The sequence below is a fragment of the Pseudomonas sp. LBUM1656 genome (assembly GCF_059716065.1).
Window position 1 is genome coordinate 2,718,321 of the sequence record NZ_CP166800.1, and the last position, 19,081, is coordinate 2,737,401.

Sequence of the window (19,081 nt, forward strand, 5' to 3'; positions counted from 1 at the left end):
ACGTAAAGGAAAGTCAAAAACTCGCAGCCTCGTTTCACTCGACAGCTGCTACAGGGGATACGCATTAGGGGATACGCATTTCTATGTAGCAGCTGTCGAGTGAAACGAGGCTGCGTGCTTTTGATCTACCAATGCATAAAACCCGCTGCTATTGCCGCTTCCTTGCATTTTGCATGGATATTGGAAGTTCAAAATTTGTAAGCCATTGACATAACAAGATTTTTTTAAAGTTGGCGACTGGCACGGTGACTGCAATCTCTCCTTTGAAGAGTTGTAACACCATCTTTCCTGCCTGGAGCGATACAACAATGAATAGATCCTCTGATGGTTTCTATCCTGCCGCTGAAGAATCAAGCACGCTCTCGGGTGTGTCCTGGGGAGCGATCTTCGCCGGTGCCGCTGCAGCGGCAGCGTTGTCGCTGATTCTGGTGCTGCTGGGTTTCGGTCTGGGATTCTCGGCCGTTTCGCCTTGGGCTAACGAAGGCGTGAGTGCCAAGGGTCTTGGGATTTCAACGATTATCTGGCTGGCCGTTACACAAATCGTGGCGTCCGGGCTCGGTGGTTATATCGCCGGTCGCCTGCGGGTCAAATGGGCCAACATGCACGGTGATGAAGTCTATTTCCGTGACACGGCCCATGGCTTCCTGGCCTGGTGCGTGGCCACGCTGGTGACCGCGACGCTGGTGGTCGGTTCGGTCAGCAGCATCGTCAGCGGGGGCGTGCAAGCCGGGGCGAGTGTGGTCGGTGGCGCCGCGAGTGTCGCGACTCAAGCCGCTGGCACGGCTGCTGGTAATGCCAACAGCGACCAGTATGGCTACTTCGTTGACAGCCTGTTCCGCGATGATCGTCCGGCTGCCGTCAGCGATGACGCTGCCCGTAGCACCGTGACGCGCATCTTCGTCCGCTCCCTGAGCAATGACGGTCAACTGGCTGCCGAAGACCGGACTTACCTGGCCCAATTGGTCGCCCAGCGCACCAACCTGACCCAGGCCGATGCTGAACGCCGCGTCGATGAAGTCTACGCCCGCACCCAAAAAGCCGTGGCCGACGCCAAACTGGCTGCGCAACAAGCCGCTGACACCGCTGCCAAAGTCGCTGCCTGGACTTCGCTCTGGATGTTCATTGCGCTGCTGATCGGTGCGTTTTTCGCCAGTCTCGCCGCTACCTTCGGCGGTCGTCGTCGGGATGCCGTGGAGTATGTGGAATCCGATGCTTACGTGACTACCACTACGCTTCCACCTGTTCGCTAACCCAGGAGAATTACCATGCGCTCATTACTGCTGTTCTTTCTTGGCGTGCCAATCCCGATCATCATCCTGATCGCCCTGTTCATGCATTGATTAGCTGAGGCTCATGCCTCTGCCGCTTCCGCCTCGGGTGGAAGCGGCTTTTTGCTTTCTGGCGTCCAATAAAGCGAAGATGCCCCCTTGTGGGAGCGGCGGTGCGGCGATCCGACTTGCTCGCGAATGCGTCCTTTCAGTCGACGATGATGTTGCCTGACACGCCGCTTTCGCGAGCAAGCCCGCTCCCACATTTTTTGATTTGGGTTGCCTTCAAGGGGAGAAGTACGTTGGACAAAAAGGAAATCAAACGGCAACTGGTGGCGATGCTTGACGCCGGGCGCTCCAAAACCGAGACGTTCAAGGCGTTCTCCGGAGGGGCGGTCAAGGATCGGGTATTGGCGTACTGGATTGGTGCCAGGCCGGATCCGGCACTGCGCGAGAAGCATTCACGCAAGGTCATCATTCTGATCGCGCTGACCTGCGTACAGGCCTTGCTGGGTGCGGTCTCCGGGTTTTTCCTGGGCTCGATGATCGGACCTGGTGCCGTGGTGTTCTTCACCCTGTTTGCGGCGTTAGTACCGTTGGCGTTTGCCTGGGGTTTCTACAAGAACGTGGCACAGGCTTACACCATCTACGTGATTCTGACCGTCAGCCAGATCTCGCGGATGTTCAAGGGTTATGAAGAAGACCCGGTGATGACCGTGGTCGGCGTCGTTATCACCTTGGGTATGGTGTTCTTCGTCGCCTGGGTGAAAAACCTGTTGTTCCCGGACCTGGGCTTTATCGGCTCGAAAAAGGTCAAGGGCGAGTACGTGTTCTCCAACTGATCGACGGGTTGGGGGGCGGCGTCTTTCACTGGCCTGGATCAATATTCTCTTCTGCAATATCTCCTACCGTAAAAGATCCAAGCCCCATCTGCGGCTTCGACTACATTGCTTTGACGCGCACTTGTTGCGCTGTCGAAGTACCGGTGCGAGCTTTTTACCTGGCTGTTGGCCCGCAAGGTGTAGTGCAGCAAGGAGCTGTGGAACCTCACCTGAACTCATCATGGATGAACATCGTAATGCCACGCTTAGACAGAACATTTGATATCCAGCCGCTGCTGCGCGCGGATATGACTGTGCACATCAACGGCCAGGCGGTCAGCGCCGCCCTCGGCGAAACCGTCCTCTCGGTCATTCAATCCCTCGGCCTGCGCCAAGTGGCCCGTAACGATCACGACCAAATCAGCGGCGCCTATTGCGGCATGGGCGTGTGCCAATGCTGCCTGGTGAAAATCAATGGCCGGCACAAACGTCGCGCCTGCCAGACCGTGGTGCGTGACGGCATGAGAGTCGAAACCCAGGTCAACCGCATCGTTGAGCAGGAGGGGGTATGAGCCTGCTTCCGGTGATCGTCGGCGGTGGGCCGGCGGGGATGGCCGCGGCCATTGAATTGGCCCGACACGGCGTGCGTTGCACGTTGCTTGAAGAAGCCTCGCGGTTGGGCGGTGTGGTCTATCGCGGACCGTTGCGCGATGGCGTGCAACTCGACTATCTGGGGCCGCGCTACTCTGAAGCGCTGGGCACCTTGCATGGAGAGTTTCAGGAGCACGCGGCGCTGATCGACGTGCGCCTGAACCACCGGGTAATAGGCGCTGAAGGCACGCGCGCGTTGGTGGTGCTGGACAGCGAGGAGCAGTTGCAGGAAATCGAATACCCGCAACTGCTGCTCGCGGCCGGTTGCCATGAACGCAGCGTGCCGTTTCCGGGTTGGACCTTACCCGGCGTGATCCTGCTGGGCGGCCTGCAATTGCAAATCAAAAGTGGAGTGGTCAAGCCGCAAGGCCCGGTGGTAATTGCCGGCACCGGTCCGTTATTGCCGTTGGTAGCGTGTCAGCTGCATGCGTCCGGCGTGACCGTCGCCGGTGTTTATGAGGCGTGCGCGTTCGGCAAGATCGCTCGGGAAAGCCTGTCGCTGCTGAATAAGCCGCAGCTGTTCCTCGATGGCTTGAGCATGCTCGCGTTCCTGAAACTGCACGGTATCCCGATGCATTACGGCTGGGGCGTGGTGGCGGCGCAAGGCGAGGGCGAGTTGAATGCCGTGACCGTGGCGCCGTATTCCACCACCTGGGTGCCGGACCTGGGCCGTGCCGAGCAGATTCCGGCGCAAACCCTGGCGGTCGGCTACGGTTTCATTCCGCGCACCCAACTCAGTCAGCAGATGGGCCTGAACCATGGCTTCAGCGACGACGGTTACCTGCGGGCCAGCGCGAATATCTGGCAGCAAAGCAGCGAGCCTCACGTGCACCTGGCCGGCGACATGGGCGGGATTCGCGGGGGCGAAGCGGCGATGCTCGCGGGGCGGATCGCGGCCACATCGATCCTGTTGCAACGCGACGTGCTGGACGCGGAATTGGCTCTGGTACGGCGCAACCGCTATGTGTCGAAACTCAAGGCCATCGTGCGCTTCCGTGCAGCAGTCGACCGCTACACCGAACGCGGTGCCGGGCAAACCGCGTTGCCAGCCGCCGACACCGTGATCTGCCGCTGCGAACACGCGACCCGCGCCGACATCGATCGGGCGCTGGAGCAAGGCGTGCAAGACCTGGCCAGCCTGAAAATGCGCACCCGGGTGAGCATGGGCGATTGTCAGGGGCGGATGTGCGTCGGCTACTGCACCGACCGCTTGCGCGAAGTCACGGGCCGCCAGGACGTGGGCTGGTTGCGGCCGCGGTTCCCGATCGATCCGATTCCTTTTTCTGCATTCACCTCCGTCGGCACGGAGGCCGCGAATCATGAGTAAGTTCTATGACGTGGTCATCGCCGGCGGCGGCGTGATCGGGGCGTCCTGCGCCTATCAATTATCGAAACGCAAAAACCTCAAGGTCGCGTTGATTGACTGCAAGCGCCCGGGCAACGCAACCCGCGCTTCAGCCGGTGGCTTGTGGGCGATTGGCGAGTCGGTAGGGCTGGGTTGTGGGGTGATTTTCTTTCGCATGATGTCGGCCAATCGCAAGCGCGAAGCCCAGGGTTCGGCGGTGGTGGTGGACGCCAGCACGCCGCACATTTTGCCGCAGTCGTTCTTCGATTTTGCCTTGCAGTCCAACGCAATGTATCCGGCGCTGCACCAGGAGTTGAAAGACAACCACGGGATGGATTTCAAGTTCGAAAAGACCGGCCTGAAGTTCGTGATCTACGACGATGAGGACCGCCTTTATGCCGAGCACATCGTCGCCTGCATTCCGCACCTTGCGGACCAGGTGCGCTGGCTCGACCAGGCAGCACTGCGCGAGGCCGAGCCGAGTGTCAGCCATGAGGCGAGCGGGGCGCTGGAGTTTCTCTGCGACCACCAGGTCAGCCCGTTCCGGCTGGCCGACGCCTACACCGAAGGCGCGCGGCAGAACGGCGTCGACCTGTACTTCAACACCAACGTCACCGGGGTTTTGCACCATGGTTCCCGGGTCAGCGGTGTGCAAACGGCCGAGGCTGGGGTGTTTCATTGCAATACGCTGATCAATGCGGCGGGTGCCTGGGCGGCGGATCTGAGTGAACAGGCCACCGGGATCAGGATTCCGGTGAGCCCGGTGAAAGGGCAGATTCTGCTGACCGAGCGCCTGCCGAAAATCCTCAACGGCTGCCTGACCACCAGCGATTGTTATGTGGCGCAGAAGGACAATGGCGAAATCCTGATTGGTAGCACGACGGAGGATAAAGGCTTCGACGTGACCACCACCTACCCGGAAATTGCCGGGTTGGTGCAGGGGGCTGTTCGGTGTATCCCCGAATTGGCGGACGTCAACCTCAAACGGACCTGGGCGGGATTGCGGCCAGGGTCGCCGGATGAATTGCCGATTCTTGGGCCGATGAAAGGGGTAGAGGGGTATCTCAATGCGTGTGGGCATTTCCGCACGGGGATTTTGACGTCGGCGATTACCGGGGTGTTGCTGGATAAACTGGTGAACAACGAACCGTTGCCGCTGGATATCACGCCGTTTTTGGCGGATCGGTTTGCGGTGGAGGCCGTTGAGCTAAAGAAAATGGCCTGACACCACACCGCGTTATCGTTCATCGCGAGCAGGCTCACTCCCACAGGGGGGCGCATTCCAATGTGAGAGCCTGCTCGCGATGAGGCCCGCCCAATCAACACTACTCCTGAATCTTAACGCCCGCTTTCCGTACGCCGACTACTCACCTCAGCCGGCACATCATCCCCCGCCATGCGCTTGCGAAACAGCGCCGCCCGCGCCAGCAGCAACGTGGTCACCGGCACCGTGATCGACAACAGGATCGGAATCAGCCAGGCATGCAACACCGGCGCGGACTTGAGCGCTGAAAAGTAAATGATCGAAGCCAGCGCCACGCACCACGCGCCCAAGGTCGAGGCCAGCGCCGGCGGGTGCATGCGCTGGAAATAATCCTTCATGCGCACCAGGCCAATGGCGCCGATCAGCGCAAACACACTGCCGAGCACCAGCAGGATCGCCACCGCAATCTCAATCCACAGAGACAGTTGCGCGTTCATTCGATCACCTCGCCACGCAGCAGGAATTTGGCCAGGGCAAACGAGCCGACGAAGCCGAACAGGGCGATCAGCAGCGCCGCCTCGAAGTAAGTGTCACTGGCATAACGAATGCCCAGCGCCAGCATCATCAGCATCGCGATGATGTACAGGTAGTCCAGCGCCAGAACCCGGTCCTGGGCCGACGGGCCTTTGAACAGGCGAATCAGGGTCAGGATCATCGCCAGGGAAAAAATGAACAGGCTCAGCAGGATCGCGTTCGACAGCAATTCGCTCATTCGAAGATCTCCATCAAGGGGCGCTCATAGGTCGCCTTGAAGTGCTCGATAAACAGCGCTTCATCATCCAGATCGAACACGTGCAGCAACAGGATGCTGCGGTCCAGCGCCAGTTCCGACCAGACCGTCCCGGGCACCACCGTGCAGATCATCGACAGCGCCGCGAGGCCATTGGCATCACGCAAGTCCAGCGGCACTTTGACGAAGCGCGAGCGCGGTGGACGGCGACCGGCGTCAAGCACGCCCCAGGCCACGGCCAGGTTTGACACCAGCACGTCGCGACCGACCAGAAAGAACAGACGCAGGATCACACCCGGTCGACGAATGCGGATCGGTAGCGGCCGCAACTTGCGCATCATCAGCGGCGCGCAGAACCCCAGCACCGCGCCTAGCAACAGATTGCCGGGGCTCAACGACAGGTTCAGCACCAGCCACAACAGCCACAAGGCCAGCGACAACCACGGTGCCGGAAACAGACGCTTCATGGCTGCACCTCCAGCATCGCCGCCCTGGCTTCCGGGCTCGGCACCACACGCGTGCCAAGCACCGCCATGACGTATTGCTGCGGATTGTTCAACGCATTCGCGGCCGCCTGGGTATAGCGCATCAGCGGTTCGGCCTTGAAGGTCAGCGCAACGCTCAGCCCCAGCAGGACGATGATCGGCACGCACTCGAAGCGGCGCAACAACGGCGATGGCCGTTCTTCGGGTGTCCAGAAACGCTGGATGCCCAAGCGCGAGAAGGCGATCAACGACGCCAGCCCGGACAGGATCAACAACGCCAGTAGACCCCACGCCGCGTTCGATACCGGTTCGTCAGCGCCATTACCCAGCCCCAGCGGGTTGAGCAGGGCACTCAGCAAGCTGAGTTTGCCGATAAACCCGGACAGCGGCGGCATGCCGATAATCAGCAGCGAGCAGGCAATGAAGCTCAATCCGAGGAACGCCATGGTCCAGGGAATCACCTGGCCGACCACGGCTTTCTGTTCGTCGTCGAGGTTGATGCCTTTTGGCGGTTGCAGGGATTCCATCGGCCGTGGCAGCAGATCGCCGTCGTCGAACAATGGCATTTCGTTGGCAGAACGGGAGCGCTCGATCAGTTCGGCCAGCAGGAACAACGCGCTCAACGCCAGGGTCGAGCTGACCAGATAGAACAGCGCCGCGCCGATCAGGTTGGGTTGGGCAAATCCGATGGCCGACAGAAGAATCCCCGCCGACACCAGAATGCTCAGGCTGGCCAGGCGTTCCAGTCGTTGTGCGGCAAGAATCGCCACGCCGGCGCAGACGATGGTCGCCATGCCGCCGTAGATCAGCCAGTCGCCACCAAAGTACGCCGACGCCCCGGCCTGACCGGAGAACAGCAAGGTCCACAGGCGCAGCAAGGTGTACACGCCGACCTTGGTCATGATCGCGAACATCGCTGCGACCGGCGCACTGGCCGCCGAGTAGGCCGGCACCAGCCAGAAGTTCAGCGGCCACATCCCGGCCTTGGCCAGGAACGCTACCGCCAGAATCCCCGCGCCGGCATGCAGCAGGCCGCGATCAGCTTCCGGGACCAACGGGATTTTCAACGCCAGATCAGCCATGTTCAGCGTGCCGGTGACGCCATAGATCAGCGCCGCGCCGATCAGGAACAGCGACGACGCCAACAGATTGATCGAGATGTAATGCAAGCCCGACGACACCCGCGCCCGGCCCGAACCGTGGAGCATCAGGCCGTAGGAAGCCGCCAGCAGCACCTCGAAGAACACGAACAGGTTAAACAGGTCCGCCGTCAGGAATGCGCCATACAGGCCCATCATCTGAATCTGGAACAGTGCGTGGAAGCTCGAACCGGCGCCGTCCCAACGGGCCATTGCAAACAGCAAGGCGCTGACGCCGATGATCCCGGTCAGCACCAGCATCAGTGCCGACAAGCGATCGACCACCAGTACGATCCCGAACGGCACCTGCCAGTTGCCCGGCAGGTAGACGCCGATCGAGCCGGGCACGCCAGTGGTCTGCGTCCATTGCAGCAACATCACGGAGATCCCCAGGCCCAGCAGGCTGGAGAACAGGTTGATCTTGGCTTTCAGCGGGCGATGTTTCTCGCCGAGCATCAGCATAATGGCGGCGGTCAGCAGCGGCAGCAGAATCGGTGCGGCGATCAGGTGCGTCATCGCATTCATTCTTTAGGCTCCCGGCCATCGACATGGTCGGTCCCCGTCAAGCCCCGGGAAGCCAGCAACACCACCAGAAACAGCGCGGTCATGGCGAAGCTGATCACGATGGCAGTCAGCACCAGCGCTTGCGGCAAGGGATCGGTGTAGTTCAATAAGTCCTGGGGCACGCCGTCCTTGATGATCGGCTCCTTGCCGATGAACAGGCTGCCCATGCTGAAGATGAACAGGTTGACGCCGTAGGACAGCAGGCACAGGCCCATCACCACCTGAAACGTCCGTGGTCGCAGGATCAGCCAGACGCCGGACGCGGCCAGTACGCCGATGGCGATTGCGATGACTTCTTCCATCAGACGGCTCCTTTGGTGGCGACGGATCTGGGCAGGGCTGCGGTTTTGTGACCCCGAACCGATTGGTGAGCGAGGGCGGTGAGGATCAACAGCGTCGAACCGACCACCACGGCGTACACGCCGATGTCGAAGAACAGCGCACTGGCGACGTGAATATCGCCCAGCAGCGGCAGTCCGAAATGCCAGGTGTGAGTGGTGAGGAACGGATACCCGGCGACCATTGCGCCGAGCCCGGTGACCGTAGCGAACAGCAGGCCGGTGCCCATCCAGCGCAGCGGTCGCAGGCTCATTTGCGCCTCGACCCACTGGGTGCCGGCGACCATGTATTGCAGGATGAACGCGACCGACATCACCAGCCCGGCGACAAACCCGCCGCCCGGTTGGTTGTGCCCGCGCATGAACAGATAGAAGGACACCACCACTGCAATTGGCAGCAGCAGGCGCACCAGCACCGCCGGGACCATCATGAAGCCGAGCGCGGTGTCGCTGGCCTGACGCGGGTTGACCAGGTCGGTGACGACGTCGGGCGCCAGCAGACGCTGCTGGGCCGGCAATTGCAGGCTTTCTTTCGGCGGACGGAAGCGTCGCAGCAGGGCGAACACGGTCAGGGCCACGGCCGCCAACACGGTGATTTCACCGAGGGTGTCGAAGCCACGGAAGTCCACCAGCATCACGTTGACCACGTTGCTGCCACCGCCTTCGGGCAGGGCGCGACTGAGGTAGAACGAGGAAATATCGTTGGGCGTCTGGCGCGTCAGCATCGCGTAGGACAGCAACGCCATGCCGCCACCGACGACGGTCGACAGCAGCAAGTCGCGGATACGCCGCACGCGTGCCTTGCGCAGGGTGCTCGGCAGCGGCGACACCTCTTCGATCCGGCGCGGCAACCAGCGCAGACCCAGCAGGATCAGCACCGTGGTCACCACTTCGACCACCAATTGCGTCAACGCCAGATCCGGTGCGGAGAACCAGACAAAGGTCACGCAGGTCATCAGGCCGCAGACGCTGACCATGGTCAGGGCCGCGAGCCGGTGATACTTGGCCTGCCACGCCGCGCCGAGGGCACAGGCAATCGCCAGCAGCCAGAGAGTCACGAACACGATCGACCCTGGAATCTTCGGCCGGTCACCCCAGCTCAGGCTGCTGTGCAGCATCGGGATCAACCCGGCGAACACCGCTGCGAGGACCACCAGGAACAATTGGGTTTGCAGGCGTTTGGTGCTGATCCGCCGCTCCAGCCGACGGGCCAGGCGCATCATGATCACCAGGCTGCGCTCGAACTGGCGCTTGCCGTTGAACCGGCCAATGATCGGCGGGTATTTGAAACGCCCGAGCTTGAGCTGATTGCGCAACAGCAGATACAGCACGATGCCGCAGGACATGGCGATCAGGCTCATGATCATCGGCGCGTTCCAGCCGTGCCAGATCGCCAGGCTGTATTCAGGCAGGACTCCGCCCACCACCGGCAGGGCCGCGGCGGCCAGCAACGGGCCGACCACTTGCGCCGGGAAAATCCCCACGATCAGGCAGGCAAACACCAGCAATTCAACCGGCGCACGCATCCAGCGTGGCGGTTCATGCGGGGTGTGCGGCAGGTCGGTGGCGGTCGGGCCGAAGAACACGTCGACGGTGAAGCGTAGCGAGTAGGCGACGCTGAAGGTGCCGGCGATGGTCGCGACAATCGGCAAGGTCATCTCGATCCAGGCCGTGGCGTTGATGAACACGGTTTCGGCGAAGAACATCTCTTTCGACAGGAAGCCGTTGAGCAGCGGCACGCCGGCCATCGAGGCGCTGGCGACCATCGCCAGGGTGGCGGTGAACGGGATCAGCTTGATCAGGCCGCTGAGCTTGCGAATGTCTCGGGTGCCGCTTTCGTGGTCGATGATCCCGGCGGCCATGAACAGCGAGGCCTTGAAGGTGGCGTGGTTGAGGATGTGGAACACCGCGGCCACGGCGGCCAGCGGACTGTTCAGGCCCAATAGCAAAGTGATCAGGCCGAGGTGGCTGATGGTCGAGTAGGCCAGCAGGCCCTTGAGGTCGTTCTGGAACATCGCGCAGTACGCGCCGAGCAACAGGGTGCAAGCACCGGCACCGCTGACGATGTAGAACCATTCTTCACTGCCGGACAGCGACGGCCACAGTCGCGCGAGTAGAAACACCCCGGCCTTGACCATGGTCGCCGAGTGCAGATAGGCCGAAACCGGAGTCGGCGCCGCCATCGCGTGGGGCAGCCAGAAGTGGAAGGGGAATTGCGCACTTTTGCTCAGGGCGCCGATCAGGATCAGGGGCAGCAGGATAGGGTAGAGGTAGTGGGCGCGAATCAGGTCGCCGGCGGCCAGGACCTTGTCCAGGTCATAGCTGCCGACCACATGGCCAAGCAGCATGACTCCCGCCAGCAAGCACAATCCGCCTGCACCGGTGACCATCAGCGCCATATAGGCGCCGCGTCGCGCATCGGCGCGGTGGTGCCAGTAGCCGATCAACAGGAATGAAAAGAGGCTGGTCAGCTCCCAGAAAAACACGATCTGGATCAGGTTGCCGGAGATCACCAGCCCGAGCATCGCGCCCATGAACGCCAGGAAAAACGCAAAGAACCGCGGCACCGGATCGTCCGGCGACATGTAATAGCGGGCGTATAAAGAAACCAGGGTGCCGATGCCCAGCACCAGCATCGAGAACAGCCAGGCGAAACCGTCCATGCGCAGGACGAAGTTCAGGCCCAGACTGGGCAGCCAGAAGAATTCTTCACGAATGACGCCGCCATCGGCGATTTGCGGGTACAAGAGGGCAACCTGCACGGTGCCTATCAAGGCAACCAGGCCAGCCAGCAAAGATTCGGTGTTACGCGCGTTGTGTGGCAGCAAAGCCGCCAGACAGCTGCCGATAAAAGGCAGAAGCAGTAGAACTATCAGGGACATAGGCTTCTAATCTGCGGAAGTTTGTGAAGCATCATACGTGCCAGCTCCCGGATCACCAAACGCCAAGCTGTCGCAGAATCCTACAAGATAGATCGGAAAAGCCTGATTTACATTGTTTCAAAGGACTGTATTCAGCAGGTCCGGCCCCTTCGCGAGCAAGCCCGCTCCCACAGGGTTAGCGCAATCCCTGTGGGAGCGGGCTTGCCCGCGAAGGGGCCCTTAGAGCCAACATTAAACTTGGCGATCAGATCGCAACCTTCATAATTGCGCCCTAATCTGCCTACCCAACACATCCATCACATCACACCCATCACGCAGCAACATTGCCGCTGCATGCGCGAGTTGCTGCACATCGGCCCCCTTGGCTTGAGTGATATCGAGACTGGCCAGACTTTCCATCATCTGCGTCACGGCCAGAAACCGTGCGGCCGCGTTGCTGTGCAACACATCCAGCGGCGCTTGAGTGGCGATCAGCAACACTGGGATGTCGCAGTCATTGTTGGTCATCGGCATGTGCGGGTTCATGCGTCGCCTCCCGCTTGGGCTGCGTGCATACCGTCAATTGAGGCTTGCACCAGCGAGCGCGCAGTACCGAGCATTTGCTGGCTGGCCCAACGTAACGAAGCTTTATGTTCCGGGCGGGTGGCGGTGGGGGCTTGATGGGCGAGGGCTTCGGCACAGCTGAGGTAGACGGCGGCGTGTTCGAGGGCGTCGAGTAGCGGGATGTCGGGTTGTACCGCGAAGAGGTGGTGGTCGACGTGGTCGCAGCGGGCGAAGGGGGTGGATTTTGTGGTTGGATTGATCATGTGCATCTCCTGAAAAATGGAGTGGCCACGTCATCGCCGTCAAACGAATCAGGTGGCAACTGTACGCAGGTTGACGGACCGGTCCAGGAACCCGGCGCACTCGAAAGTGCCCCACGCACAGCTGCCATAGCGCTGCACAAGGTCCTGGAAAACGCCGAGCCGTCAAACCCGATCACGAATGAGTTCGTGACAGGCGCGAGGATAGGGAGTGAGGGCAGGGCCGTCAACCGGCCAAAAGCCCGAAACGGCTGCTTTGCTTGTAGGTCTGTTCCGAGTCTGCCAACAACCTGAAATCTATTGTGAGGAACAGACTGATGATACCCATATCTCAAGCGTGACACTGGCCTCGTGGAGAGGGAGCTTGCTCCCGTTGGACTGCGCAGCAGTCCCTTTTTTGGTGCCGCTTCGCAGCCCAGCGGGAGCAAGCTCCCTCGCCACAGGTTATCCTCATGCTCAAGGGAATAATTGAGGTGTCATAAAAAGGATGTTTACGAATAAAAGACTGATTTTCTGGTTGGGTGTTTTGATACTGGCTAATGCAACCGCTCTGGCGGTTTTTGCATTAAATGTGTCGAGGCCCCATGACGTGATCATGATTAAAACTAAAGAGCTTCTTCTTATGGAGGGGCCGAATGGCGATGAAAACTATTATGTGCTGCCCCTCGGCACCACGCTTTATCATGACAAGAGCTTTCCTGAAGGGCATGACCGTTATGTCGTTTACTTGAACCACAAGGGTGCAATAGCACACGAAGAAGTGCCGATGAAGCCGGAGTATGGGGGCTCGTTTATCGATCCGCTTTGGACGTCAAATATTGATGCCGATACGCTGAAGGAAATCTTCAAGCGCTTCCCGCTCTCCAAGGAGGATGTGGCTGCGGCCATAAAATCTAACGGATTCACCAGAGATGATCTCGCTGACATTATCCGGTCATTACCAGAGTAAGCGCGGGATCAGACTAATCCTGGAAAGTTGGAAGCTTGAACGTCGGTTGTGAAGCTCATTTGTTTGAGTCGACAGGCTCGCTTTCCAACTCCTCCTCAATCGTCTCGCGATCTTTACCCTTGGTCTTCAACTCACTCACAATCACCGCCGCCACAATCAACCCCGCACCCACCAACGCAATCGCCGGCAACCGCTCCCCGGCGATCCTTCCGACGATCCCGGCCCACACCGGCTCGCCCGCATAAATCAACGTCGCCCGGGTCGGCGAGACACTCTTCTGCGCCCAGTTCATCGCCACCTGGATCGCCGCACTCGCCGCGCCCAGCCCCAGCGCGCTGCACAGCAACAGCCATGAGAAATCCGGAATCACTTCCTGAGTCGGCACCACCATCAGGAACGACAGCACCGACGTGGTCGCCAGTTGCACCACCGTCACCCGGCGCACATCGACTTGACCGGCATAGGTGCTGATCAGAATGATCTCCGCCGCAATCGCGACAGCGCTGATCAACGTAGCGATTTCACCGGGACTGAAATTGAAGGAAGCGCCGGCTGGCCCGGACAACAGCATCAACCCGGTAAACGCCAGCATGATCCCAATGCTCGGCATCAGCCCCGGACGCCGTCCCAGCACCAGCCATTGCAGCAACGGCACGAAGGGCACGTACAGCGCAGTAATAAACGCCGACTGACTGCTGGGAATGCTTTGCAAGCCGACAGTCTGCAAGCCGTAACCCAGCATGATCGCCACGCCGATAAACGCCCCGGCCTTGAGTTCGAACAGGGTCAGTTCCCACAGGTGACGCCAGGAGAACATCGCCACAATGATCGCCGCCGCGGCAAAGCGCAGACCGACAAAAAACATCGGCCCGCTGACGGTCATTGCGTGCTGTACCAGCAAGAATGTCCCGCCCCAGACCATGGTGATCAGCACTAGCACGCACTCGGCCTTGCTGAACCGCGAAAAACGGGAAGAAGTGTGAGAGGCGTTCACAGACGTCATGACCTTGCGCGCTACCTGAGGGGGACGCACAATGCGCCGAATGTTGCGCAGTATACTGCCCAACCCCACCAAGTGAGCAATATAGTGCACAAAGATTCTTCCCCGCGGGCTTCGGTCCTTCAGCACGTCAGCCAGAACGTCCGACGCCTGCGCCATGCCGCCGACATGAGCCAGACCGCGCTGGCCGAAAAGTCCGGGGTCAGCCGCCGCATGCTGGTGGCCATCGAGGCCGGCGAGAAAAATGTCAGCCTCACCACGCTAGACCGCGTGGCCGAAGCGCTGGACGTGGCGTTCAGCGATCTGATCCAGGCCCCGGATGCCCGCGATCCGAGCCGCATCAACGAAGTCGCCTGGGCCGGAAAGATTCCCGGCAGCAAAGCCGTTTTACTGTCTAAAGCCACCGCCACACGTGAGGTGGAACAGTGGGAGTGGTGTTTGCAACCGGGAGAGGTTTATCCGTCGCAACCGGATGCGGAGGGTTGGAGTGAGCAGATTTATGTGTTCGCAGGCTGCCTGACGTTGATGCTGGGTGATACGCCGCATGAGATTGGCGCGGGTGAGTTCTTCATGTTCGCCAGTGACCAGCCGCATTCCTATCGCAATGACGGGGACGTGGCCGCGCAGTTTGTTCGGAACGTAGTGATTTAACTGTTCGCCGATCAACACTGGACGGACACTTTGCTGTTTTAAAGCTGCAAGTCTTTCTCGGAAAAATTCTCAACCTATTGAAATAAAACGAAATTAATTTCAGGCACGACTCCTGCAAAAGCTCTGGCGTATTCACCAGAATCCCGGAGTCGGCCCATGACAGCCTCTGCCCAACCCCCTCGCACCGCCCATGTGATTCGCTCGGACGCCGAAGCCATCGCCGTCGCCCACAAGCTTGCCGCACGCTTCTCCGTCGAGGCCAGCGTCCGCGACCGTGACCGACGCCTGCCGATTGATGAGCTGGACGAGTTCTCCGCCAGCGGCCTCTGGGGTATCACGGTTCCCAAGGCGTACGGCGGCGCCGGCGTTTCCTACGTGACCGTCGCCGAAGTGATCAAGATCATTTCTGCCGCCGACTCCTCCCTCGGTCAGATCCCGCAAAACCATCTCGGCGTGCTCGACATCCTGCTGCAAACCGCCACCGAGGAGCAGAAGCGCTATTACTTCGGCAAAGTTCTGCAGGGCTATCGTTTCGGCAACGCCTTCTCCGAAGCCAAAAGCAAAAACGCCGGGACCTTCGAAACCCGTATTCGTTTCGACAAAGACACCGCGCAAATCGACGGCGAGAAGTTTTACTGCACCGGCGCCTTGTTTGCGCACATCGTGCCGGCGGTGGCAGTGGATGAAGAGAACAAGGCCTTCATTGCTTTCATTGAGCGCGACAATCCCGGCCTGACGGTGATCGACAGCTGGGACGGATTCGGCCAGCGCACCACCGCCAGCGGTGGCGTGACGCTGAACGCGGTGAAAGTCCCGCTCAGTGCGGTGATCCCGGCCCATAAGGCGTTCGACGCACCCACCGCCGACGGCCCGATCTCGCAAATCATTCAGGCGGCCGTGGACACCGGTATCGCCGTCGGCGCCCTGGAAGAAACCAAACGCTATGCCCGCGAAGCCCGGCCGTGGATCGACAGCGGACAGGATCACGGCTGGCAGGACCCGTTCAGCATCGCCGCGATTGGCGATCTCGAATGGCGGGTCCATGGCACCGAAGCGATCCTCAAGAAGGCTGGACAAGCCATCGACGCGGCGTTGCTGAACGCCAACGAAGACACGGTGGCCCATGCCTCGGTAGTGGTCGCCCAGGCCAAAGTCTTGTCCGCCGAAATTGCCTTGCTCGCCAGCAGCAAACTCTTCGAACTGGCCGGCACCCGCTCGGTGCTCGGCAAATACAACCTCGACCGTCACTGGCGCAACGCCCGGACTCACACGCTGCACGATCCGGCGCGCTGGAAATATCACCTGATCGGCAACTACCTGCTCAACGGCGTGAAGCCCGCGCGCCACGCCTGGAACTGAGGAGCCCACCATGAATGCTTTGACTAAACCGATTGTTGCCGACCAGCCCCTGGCCAAGAGTCAGTACGACCTGCACAACGCCCGCAGCCTGCTCGATGCAACCCTGCGTTTTGTCCGCCAACAGGCGCAAACCACGGATGACCCTTATGTCATCAGCCGTTTCGGCGATTTGCACATCCGCATCGAAGTCGCTGCCGCGCTGCTCGAACGCGCTGAAGCGTTTCTTAGCGGTCATGAAGACGACACGGAAATCAGCGTCGCCATCGCCGAGTCGCACCTCGCCAGCGCCGACGCGCTTAACGCCGTCAGCAACGCCGAGTTCGAACTCACCGGCCAACGTACCGCATTGCACGGCTCTGTTTACGATCCGTTGCGCTGGAAACTCCACCTCATCGGTAATTTCCGCCTCAACGGCATTCGTCCTTTCACGCTCGCGTAAATAGCATTTTGATGGTTTCCAGCTAATCGATAAGTACTTCCTGTGCCCGACCTGGCTCCTGTCGCAATGACAGGTAGGGTCGGGATTTTGCAGTGTACCCATCGTGCCACTTGTCGGATTTCCTCTCCGACCTGTTACTTCTGACAGTAGACCTTCGCTTGAAAACAAATTTATATAGGTCGCGTGCGTTGGCGTGCCACAGAGAAGCGGTTTGCCGACGACTTTTATGCTTTTTAATTTGGATGGACTAAAAGGAAGATATATATGTCTACTAAAGAACCGAAATTTGGGTTGGAGATCAATCCTATAAATGGAGGTTATAAAAAAGGGTTTGAGGCAGTAGCCAAAATTGGCGCCGGTGACTTTGAAGAGCTAGTGCTGCGATGCAGGCTTGATGGAAGCGAAACTTACTTAAACATTAAAGATTTTGATTCAGGCGGCTCATCGACTACCTGTACTGTTTCAGTGGAAGACGTGGAACGCCTCTGGGGGAAAAAGCCGAAGTTTTACGCCGTTGCCCGTTTCGAGGGTGCGGAAAAGCAAGAGTCTGATGAAGTAGAAGTTGATCTTAGCTAAGCGTACAGAAGTGAGAAGCAAGTGCTCTTCTCTTTAGATTTTTAAACGGAACGAGCACTTGGGTTCAAGTGTTGCACCACAAGCAGTGTTTTCACAGTTTGCTCGGATTGAGGAGGCTGTTTCTCTGTGATATTCAGTTTTTCCTGCGAAAATTCTTCAGTTTGGTATTTGGCCCGACTCGTGCATTAGGACTCTATATCCATCCGGAGTCCGAAAGTCATCATGAATACTATTGCCATCCGAGGTTCTTTGTTCTTTAAGTTCTACGTGGTTTCAGGAGTGCGCCTCCATGCCTCGTGAAATCCGCCTTAACGCTTTCGATATGAACTGCGTCGGCCATCAGTCGCCGGGGTTGTGGGCGCATCCACGTGATCGTTCGTGGCAATACAAAGACCTCGAATACTGGACCGATCTGGCGAAAATCCTCGAACGCGGCAAGTTCGACGGCTTGTTCATCGCCGACGTGCTGGGCATCTATGACGTTTACAACGGCAACGGTGATGCGGCGATCCGTCAGGCGGCGCAGGTGCCGGTCAACGATCCGCTGCAACTGATCCCGCCGATGGCGCTGGTCACCGAGCATTTGGGGTTTGGCCTGACTGCTTCGTTGTCCTTCGAGCATCCGTATCCATTCGCCCGGCGCTTGTCGACGCTCGATCACCTGACCAAGGGCCGCGCAGGCTGGAATATCGTTACGTCGTATCTGGAAAGCGGTGCGAAGAACCTTGGCCAGAAAGCCCAGACCGAACACGATGCGCGTTATGACTTCGCCGAGGAATACCTGGAGGTTTGCTACAAGCTCTGGGAAGGCAGTTGGGAGGAGGGGGCGATCCTGCGCGATCGCGAGCGGCGGATTTTCAGCGATCCGAGCAAGATCCATGAGATCCGGCATGTCGGGAAGCACTTCCAGGTGCCTGGGATTCACCTTTGCGAGCCTTCGCCGCAACGCACCCCGGTGCTCTATCAGGCGGGTGCCTCCAGTCGCGGCAAGCAGTTTGCCGCAGAACATGCCGAGTGCGTGTTCGTCGCGGCGCCGTCGAAAGTGCTGCTGAAGAAAACCGTGGCCGACATCCGTCGTCGCGCCGCCGAGGCTGGGCGCGATCCGTCGAAGATCCTGATCTTCAACCTGCAAACCGTGATCCTCGGCGAGACCGATGCCAAGGCCAAAGCCAAGTTCGAGGAATACAAAACCTGGGTCAGCTACGAAGGGGCGATGGCTTTGATTTCCGGCTGGACCGGAATCGATTTCAGCCAGTTCAAACCGGACGAGCCACTCAAGCATGTGCACACCAACGCCATTCAATCGGCGGTGGAAGCGTTCTCGACGGCCGATCCGAACAAAGTCTGGACCCCTAACGAGCTTGCGGATTGGGTCGGCATCGGCGGGTTTGGTCCGTTGTTTGTCGGCAGTCCCGAGACGGTTGCCGATTTGTTGCAGGAGTGGGTTGAGGAGACCGACGTGGACGGCTTCAACCTGGCTTATGCATTGACCCACGAAACCTTCATCGACGCCGTGGAGTTGCTGGTGCCGGAGCTGCAGAAACGCGGGGTCTACAAGACCGAATACGCGCCGGGGACCTTGCGTGAGAAGTTGTTCGGGGCAGGGCCGCGATTGCCGGAGATTCATTCGGGTGCGAGGTATCGGGATCTGGCGGGGTTGCGGCAGCAGGAGAAGAAAGTGGTGTCTGCATAGGCCTCTTCGCGGGCAAGCCCGCTCCCACAGGTTGCGTTTCGCTGGCGATATTTGTGGACGACACAAACCCCTGTGGGAGCGTGGCTTGCTCGCGAAGGGGCCGGCGCATTCAGCATTGATGTTG

Annotated in this window: 20 protein-coding genes; 11 read left to right on the forward strand and 9 right to left on the reverse strand. The window is 59.7% G+C overall.

Annotation, left to right across the window (positions count from 1 at the left end):
* Positions 1-308: 308 nt before the first annotated feature.
* The 5 genes from ACA072_RS12375 (at position 309) to hcnC (ending at position 5,310) form a co-directional block, all read left to right on the forward strand.
* Complete coding sequence (locus ACA072_RS12375) at positions 309-1,250, forward strand: hypothetical protein (protein WP_497624552.1); 942 nt, start codon at positions 309-311, stop codon at positions 1,248-1,250.
* Positions 1,251-1,570: 320 nt separating this feature from the next.
* Positions 1,571-2,110: a hypothetical protein gene (locus tag ACA072_RS12380; protein WP_497624553.1), complete on the forward strand. Its 540-nt coding sequence runs from the start codon at positions 1,571-1,573 to the stop codon at positions 2,108-2,110.
* Between the two features lie 236 nt (positions 2,111-2,346).
* Entirely contained in the window at positions 2,347-2,661 is a 315-nt protein-coding gene (hcnA, locus tag ACA072_RS12385; protein ID WP_497624554.1) for a cyanide-forming glycine dehydrogenase subunit HcnA, read from the forward strand.
* Positions 2,658-4,067, forward strand: coding sequence for a cyanide-forming glycine dehydrogenase subunit HcnB (gene hcnB, locus ACA072_RS12390; protein WP_497624555.1), 1,410 nt, complete (start codon positions 2,658-2,660; stop codon positions 4,065-4,067). The genes hcnA and hcnB overlap by 4 nt, the downstream gene beginning before the upstream one ends.
* Positions 4,060-5,310: a cyanide-forming glycine dehydrogenase subunit HcnC gene (gene hcnC, locus ACA072_RS12395; protein ID WP_497624556.1), complete on the forward strand. Its 1,251-nt coding sequence runs from the start codon at positions 4,060-4,062 to the stop codon at positions 5,308-5,310. The genes hcnB and hcnC overlap by 8 nt, the downstream gene beginning before the upstream one ends.
* Positions 5,311-5,423: 113 nt before the next feature.
* Here the strand turns inward: hcnC and ACA072_RS12400 are convergent, their stop codons facing one another.
* From ACA072_RS12400 to ACA072_RS12435, 8 genes are all read right to left on the reverse strand, one after another.
* Positions 5,424-5,786: a Na+/H+ antiporter subunit G gene (locus ACA072_RS12400; protein ID WP_497624557.1), complete on the reverse strand. Its 363-nt coding sequence runs from the start codon at positions 5,784-5,786 to the stop codon at positions 5,424-5,426.
* Positions 5,783-6,061 carry a K+/H+ antiporter subunit F gene (locus ACA072_RS12405; RefSeq protein WP_007935991.1) on the reverse strand — a complete coding sequence of 93 codons (279 nt, stop codon included), beginning with the start codon at positions 6,059-6,061 and terminating at the stop codon, positions 5,783-5,785. The genes ACA072_RS12400 and ACA072_RS12405 overlap by 4 nt, the downstream gene beginning before the upstream one ends.
* Positions 6,058-6,546 carry a Na+/H+ antiporter subunit E gene (locus ACA072_RS12410; RefSeq protein WP_497624558.1) on the reverse strand — a complete coding sequence of 163 codons (489 nt, stop codon included), beginning with the start codon at positions 6,544-6,546 and terminating at the stop codon, positions 6,058-6,060. The genes ACA072_RS12405 and ACA072_RS12410 overlap by 4 nt, the downstream gene beginning before the upstream one ends.
* Complete coding sequence (locus ACA072_RS12415; protein WP_497624559.1) at positions 6,543-8,228, reverse strand: monovalent cation/H+ antiporter subunit D; 1,686 nt, start codon at positions 8,226-8,228, stop codon at positions 6,543-6,545. The genes ACA072_RS12410 and ACA072_RS12415 overlap by 4 nt, the downstream gene beginning before the upstream one ends.
* Entirely contained in the window at positions 8,225-8,569 is a 345-nt protein-coding gene (locus ACA072_RS12420; RefSeq protein WP_003192163.1) for a Na+/H+ antiporter subunit C, read from the reverse strand. Before ACA072_RS12420 ends, ACA072_RS12415 begins: the two co-directional genes overlap by 4 nt.
* A complete protein-coding gene (locus ACA072_RS12425) occupies positions 8,569-11,487 on the reverse strand; it encodes a monovalent cation/H+ antiporter subunit A (RefSeq protein ID WP_497624560.1) in 2,919 nt (972 codons plus the stop codon). The genes ACA072_RS12420 and ACA072_RS12425 overlap by 1 nt, the downstream gene beginning before the upstream one ends.
* A gap of 258 nt (positions 11,488-11,745) precedes the next feature.
* Positions 11,746-12,012, reverse strand: coding sequence for a short-chain dehydrogenase (locus ACA072_RS12430; protein WP_497624561.1), 267 nt, complete (start codon positions 12,010-12,012; stop codon positions 11,746-11,748).
* A complete protein-coding gene (locus ACA072_RS12435; protein ID WP_497624562.1) occupies positions 12,009-12,293 on the reverse strand; it encodes a DUF3077 domain-containing protein in 285 nt (94 codons plus the stop codon). The genes ACA072_RS12430 and ACA072_RS12435 overlap by 4 nt, the downstream gene beginning before the upstream one ends.
* Before the next feature lie 484 nt (positions 12,294-12,777).
* Between ACA072_RS12435 and ACA072_RS12440 the strand changes: the two genes are divergently transcribed.
* Positions 12,778-13,239 (forward strand): hypothetical protein, encoded by a 462-nt coding sequence (locus ACA072_RS12440; RefSeq protein WP_497624563.1) that lies wholly within the window; start codon positions 12,778-12,780, stop codon positions 13,237-13,239.
* A gap of 55 nt (positions 13,240-13,294) precedes the next feature.
* Here ACA072_RS12440 and ACA072_RS12445 read toward each other — a convergent pair whose 3' ends face one another.
* A complete protein-coding gene (locus ACA072_RS12445; protein ID WP_497624564.1) occupies positions 13,295-14,332 on the reverse strand; it encodes a DMT family transporter in 1,038 nt (345 codons plus the stop codon).
* Between ACA072_RS12445 and ACA072_RS12450 the strand changes: the two genes are divergently transcribed.
* The 5 genes from ACA072_RS12450 (at position 14,327) to ACA072_RS12470 (ending at position 18,957) form a co-directional block, all read left to right on the forward strand.
* On the forward strand, positions 14,327-14,890 hold the full coding sequence (locus ACA072_RS12450) for a helix-turn-helix domain-containing protein (RefSeq protein WP_497624565.1): 564 nt from the start codon (positions 14,327-14,329) through the stop codon (positions 14,888-14,890). The two genes, ACA072_RS12445 and ACA072_RS12450, sit on opposite strands and share 6 nt — an antisense overlap.
* Positions 14,891-15,046: 156 nt before the next feature.
* Positions 15,047-16,249 carry an SfnB family sulfur acquisition oxidoreductase gene (locus ACA072_RS12455; protein ID WP_497624566.1) on the forward strand — a complete coding sequence of 401 codons (1,203 nt, stop codon included), beginning with the start codon at positions 15,047-15,049 and terminating at the stop codon, positions 16,247-16,249.
* A gap of 10 nt (positions 16,250-16,259) precedes the next feature.
* Complete coding sequence (locus ACA072_RS12460) at positions 16,260-16,688, forward strand: acyl-CoA dehydrogenase (RefSeq protein ID WP_497624567.1); 429 nt, start codon at positions 16,260-16,262, stop codon at positions 16,686-16,688.
* Positions 16,689-16,952: 264 nt separating this feature from the next.
* Positions 16,953-17,264, forward strand: coding sequence for a hypothetical protein (locus tag ACA072_RS12465; protein ID WP_497624568.1), 312 nt, complete (start codon positions 16,953-16,955; stop codon positions 17,262-17,264).
* 289 nt (positions 17,265-17,553) lie between these two features.
* Positions 17,554-18,957 carry an LLM class flavin-dependent oxidoreductase gene (locus ACA072_RS12470; RefSeq protein ID WP_497624569.1) on the forward strand — a complete coding sequence of 468 codons (1,404 nt, stop codon included), beginning with the start codon at positions 17,554-17,556 and terminating at the stop codon, positions 18,955-18,957.
* Positions 18,958-19,081 lie beyond the last annotated feature (124 nt).

Coding starts and splice junctions, on each gene's coding strand:
- ACA072_RS12375 (WP_497624552.1), top strand. CDS start 309: ATGAATAGATCCTCTGATGGTTTCTATCCTGCCGCTGAAGAATCAAGC.
- hcnA (WP_497624554.1), top strand. CDS start 2,347: ATGCCACGCTTAGACAGAACATTTGATATCCAGCCGCTGCTGCGCGCG.
- hcnB (WP_497624555.1), top strand. CDS start 2,658: ATGAGCCTGCTTCCGGTGATCGTCGGCGGTGGGCCGGCGGGGATGGCC.
- hcnC (WP_497624556.1), top strand. CDS start 4,060: ATGAGTAAGTTCTATGACGTGGTCATCGCCGGCGGCGGCGTGATCGGG.
- ACA072_RS12400 (WP_497624557.1), bottom strand. CDS start 5,786: ATGAACGCGCAACTGTCTCTGTGGATTGAGATTGCGGTGGCGATCCTG.
- ACA072_RS12405 (WP_007935991.1), bottom strand. CDS start 6,061: ATGAGCGAATTGCTGTCGAACGCGATCCTGCTGAGCCTGTTCATTTTT.
- ACA072_RS12410 (WP_497624558.1), bottom strand. CDS start 6,546: ATGAAGCGTCTGTTTCCGGCACCGTGGTTGTCGCTGGCCTTGTGGCTG.
- ACA072_RS12415 (WP_497624559.1), bottom strand. CDS start 8,228: ATGAATGCGATGACGCACCTGATCGCCGCACCGATTCTGCTGCCGCTG.
- ACA072_RS12420 (WP_003192163.1), bottom strand. CDS start 8,569: ATGGAAGAAGTCATCGCAATCGCCATCGGCGTACTGGCCGCGTCCGGC.
- ACA072_RS12425 (WP_497624560.1), bottom strand. CDS start 11,487: ATGTCCCTGATAGTTCTACTGCTTCTGCCTTTTATCGGCAGCTGTCTG.
- ACA072_RS12430 (WP_497624561.1), bottom strand. CDS start 12,012: ATGAACCCGCACATGCCGATGACCAACAATGACTGCGACATCCCAGTG.
- ACA072_RS12435 (WP_497624562.1), bottom strand. CDS start 12,293: ATGATCAATCCAACCACAAAATCCACCCCCTTCGCCCGCTGCGACCAC.
- ACA072_RS12440 (WP_497624563.1), top strand. CDS start 12,778: ATGTTTACGAATAAAAGACTGATTTTCTGGTTGGGTGTTTTGATACTG.
- ACA072_RS12455 (WP_497624566.1), top strand. CDS start 15,047: ATGACAGCCTCTGCCCAACCCCCTCGCACCGCCCATGTGATTCGCTCG.
- ACA072_RS12460 (WP_497624567.1), top strand. CDS start 16,260: ATGAATGCTTTGACTAAACCGATTGTTGCCGACCAGCCCCTGGCCAAG.
- ACA072_RS12465 (WP_497624568.1), top strand. CDS start 16,953: ATGTCTACTAAAGAACCGAAATTTGGGTTGGAGATCAATCCTATAAAT.
- ACA072_RS12470 (WP_497624569.1), top strand. CDS start 17,554: ATGCCTCGTGAAATCCGCCTTAACGCTTTCGATATGAACTGCGTCGGC.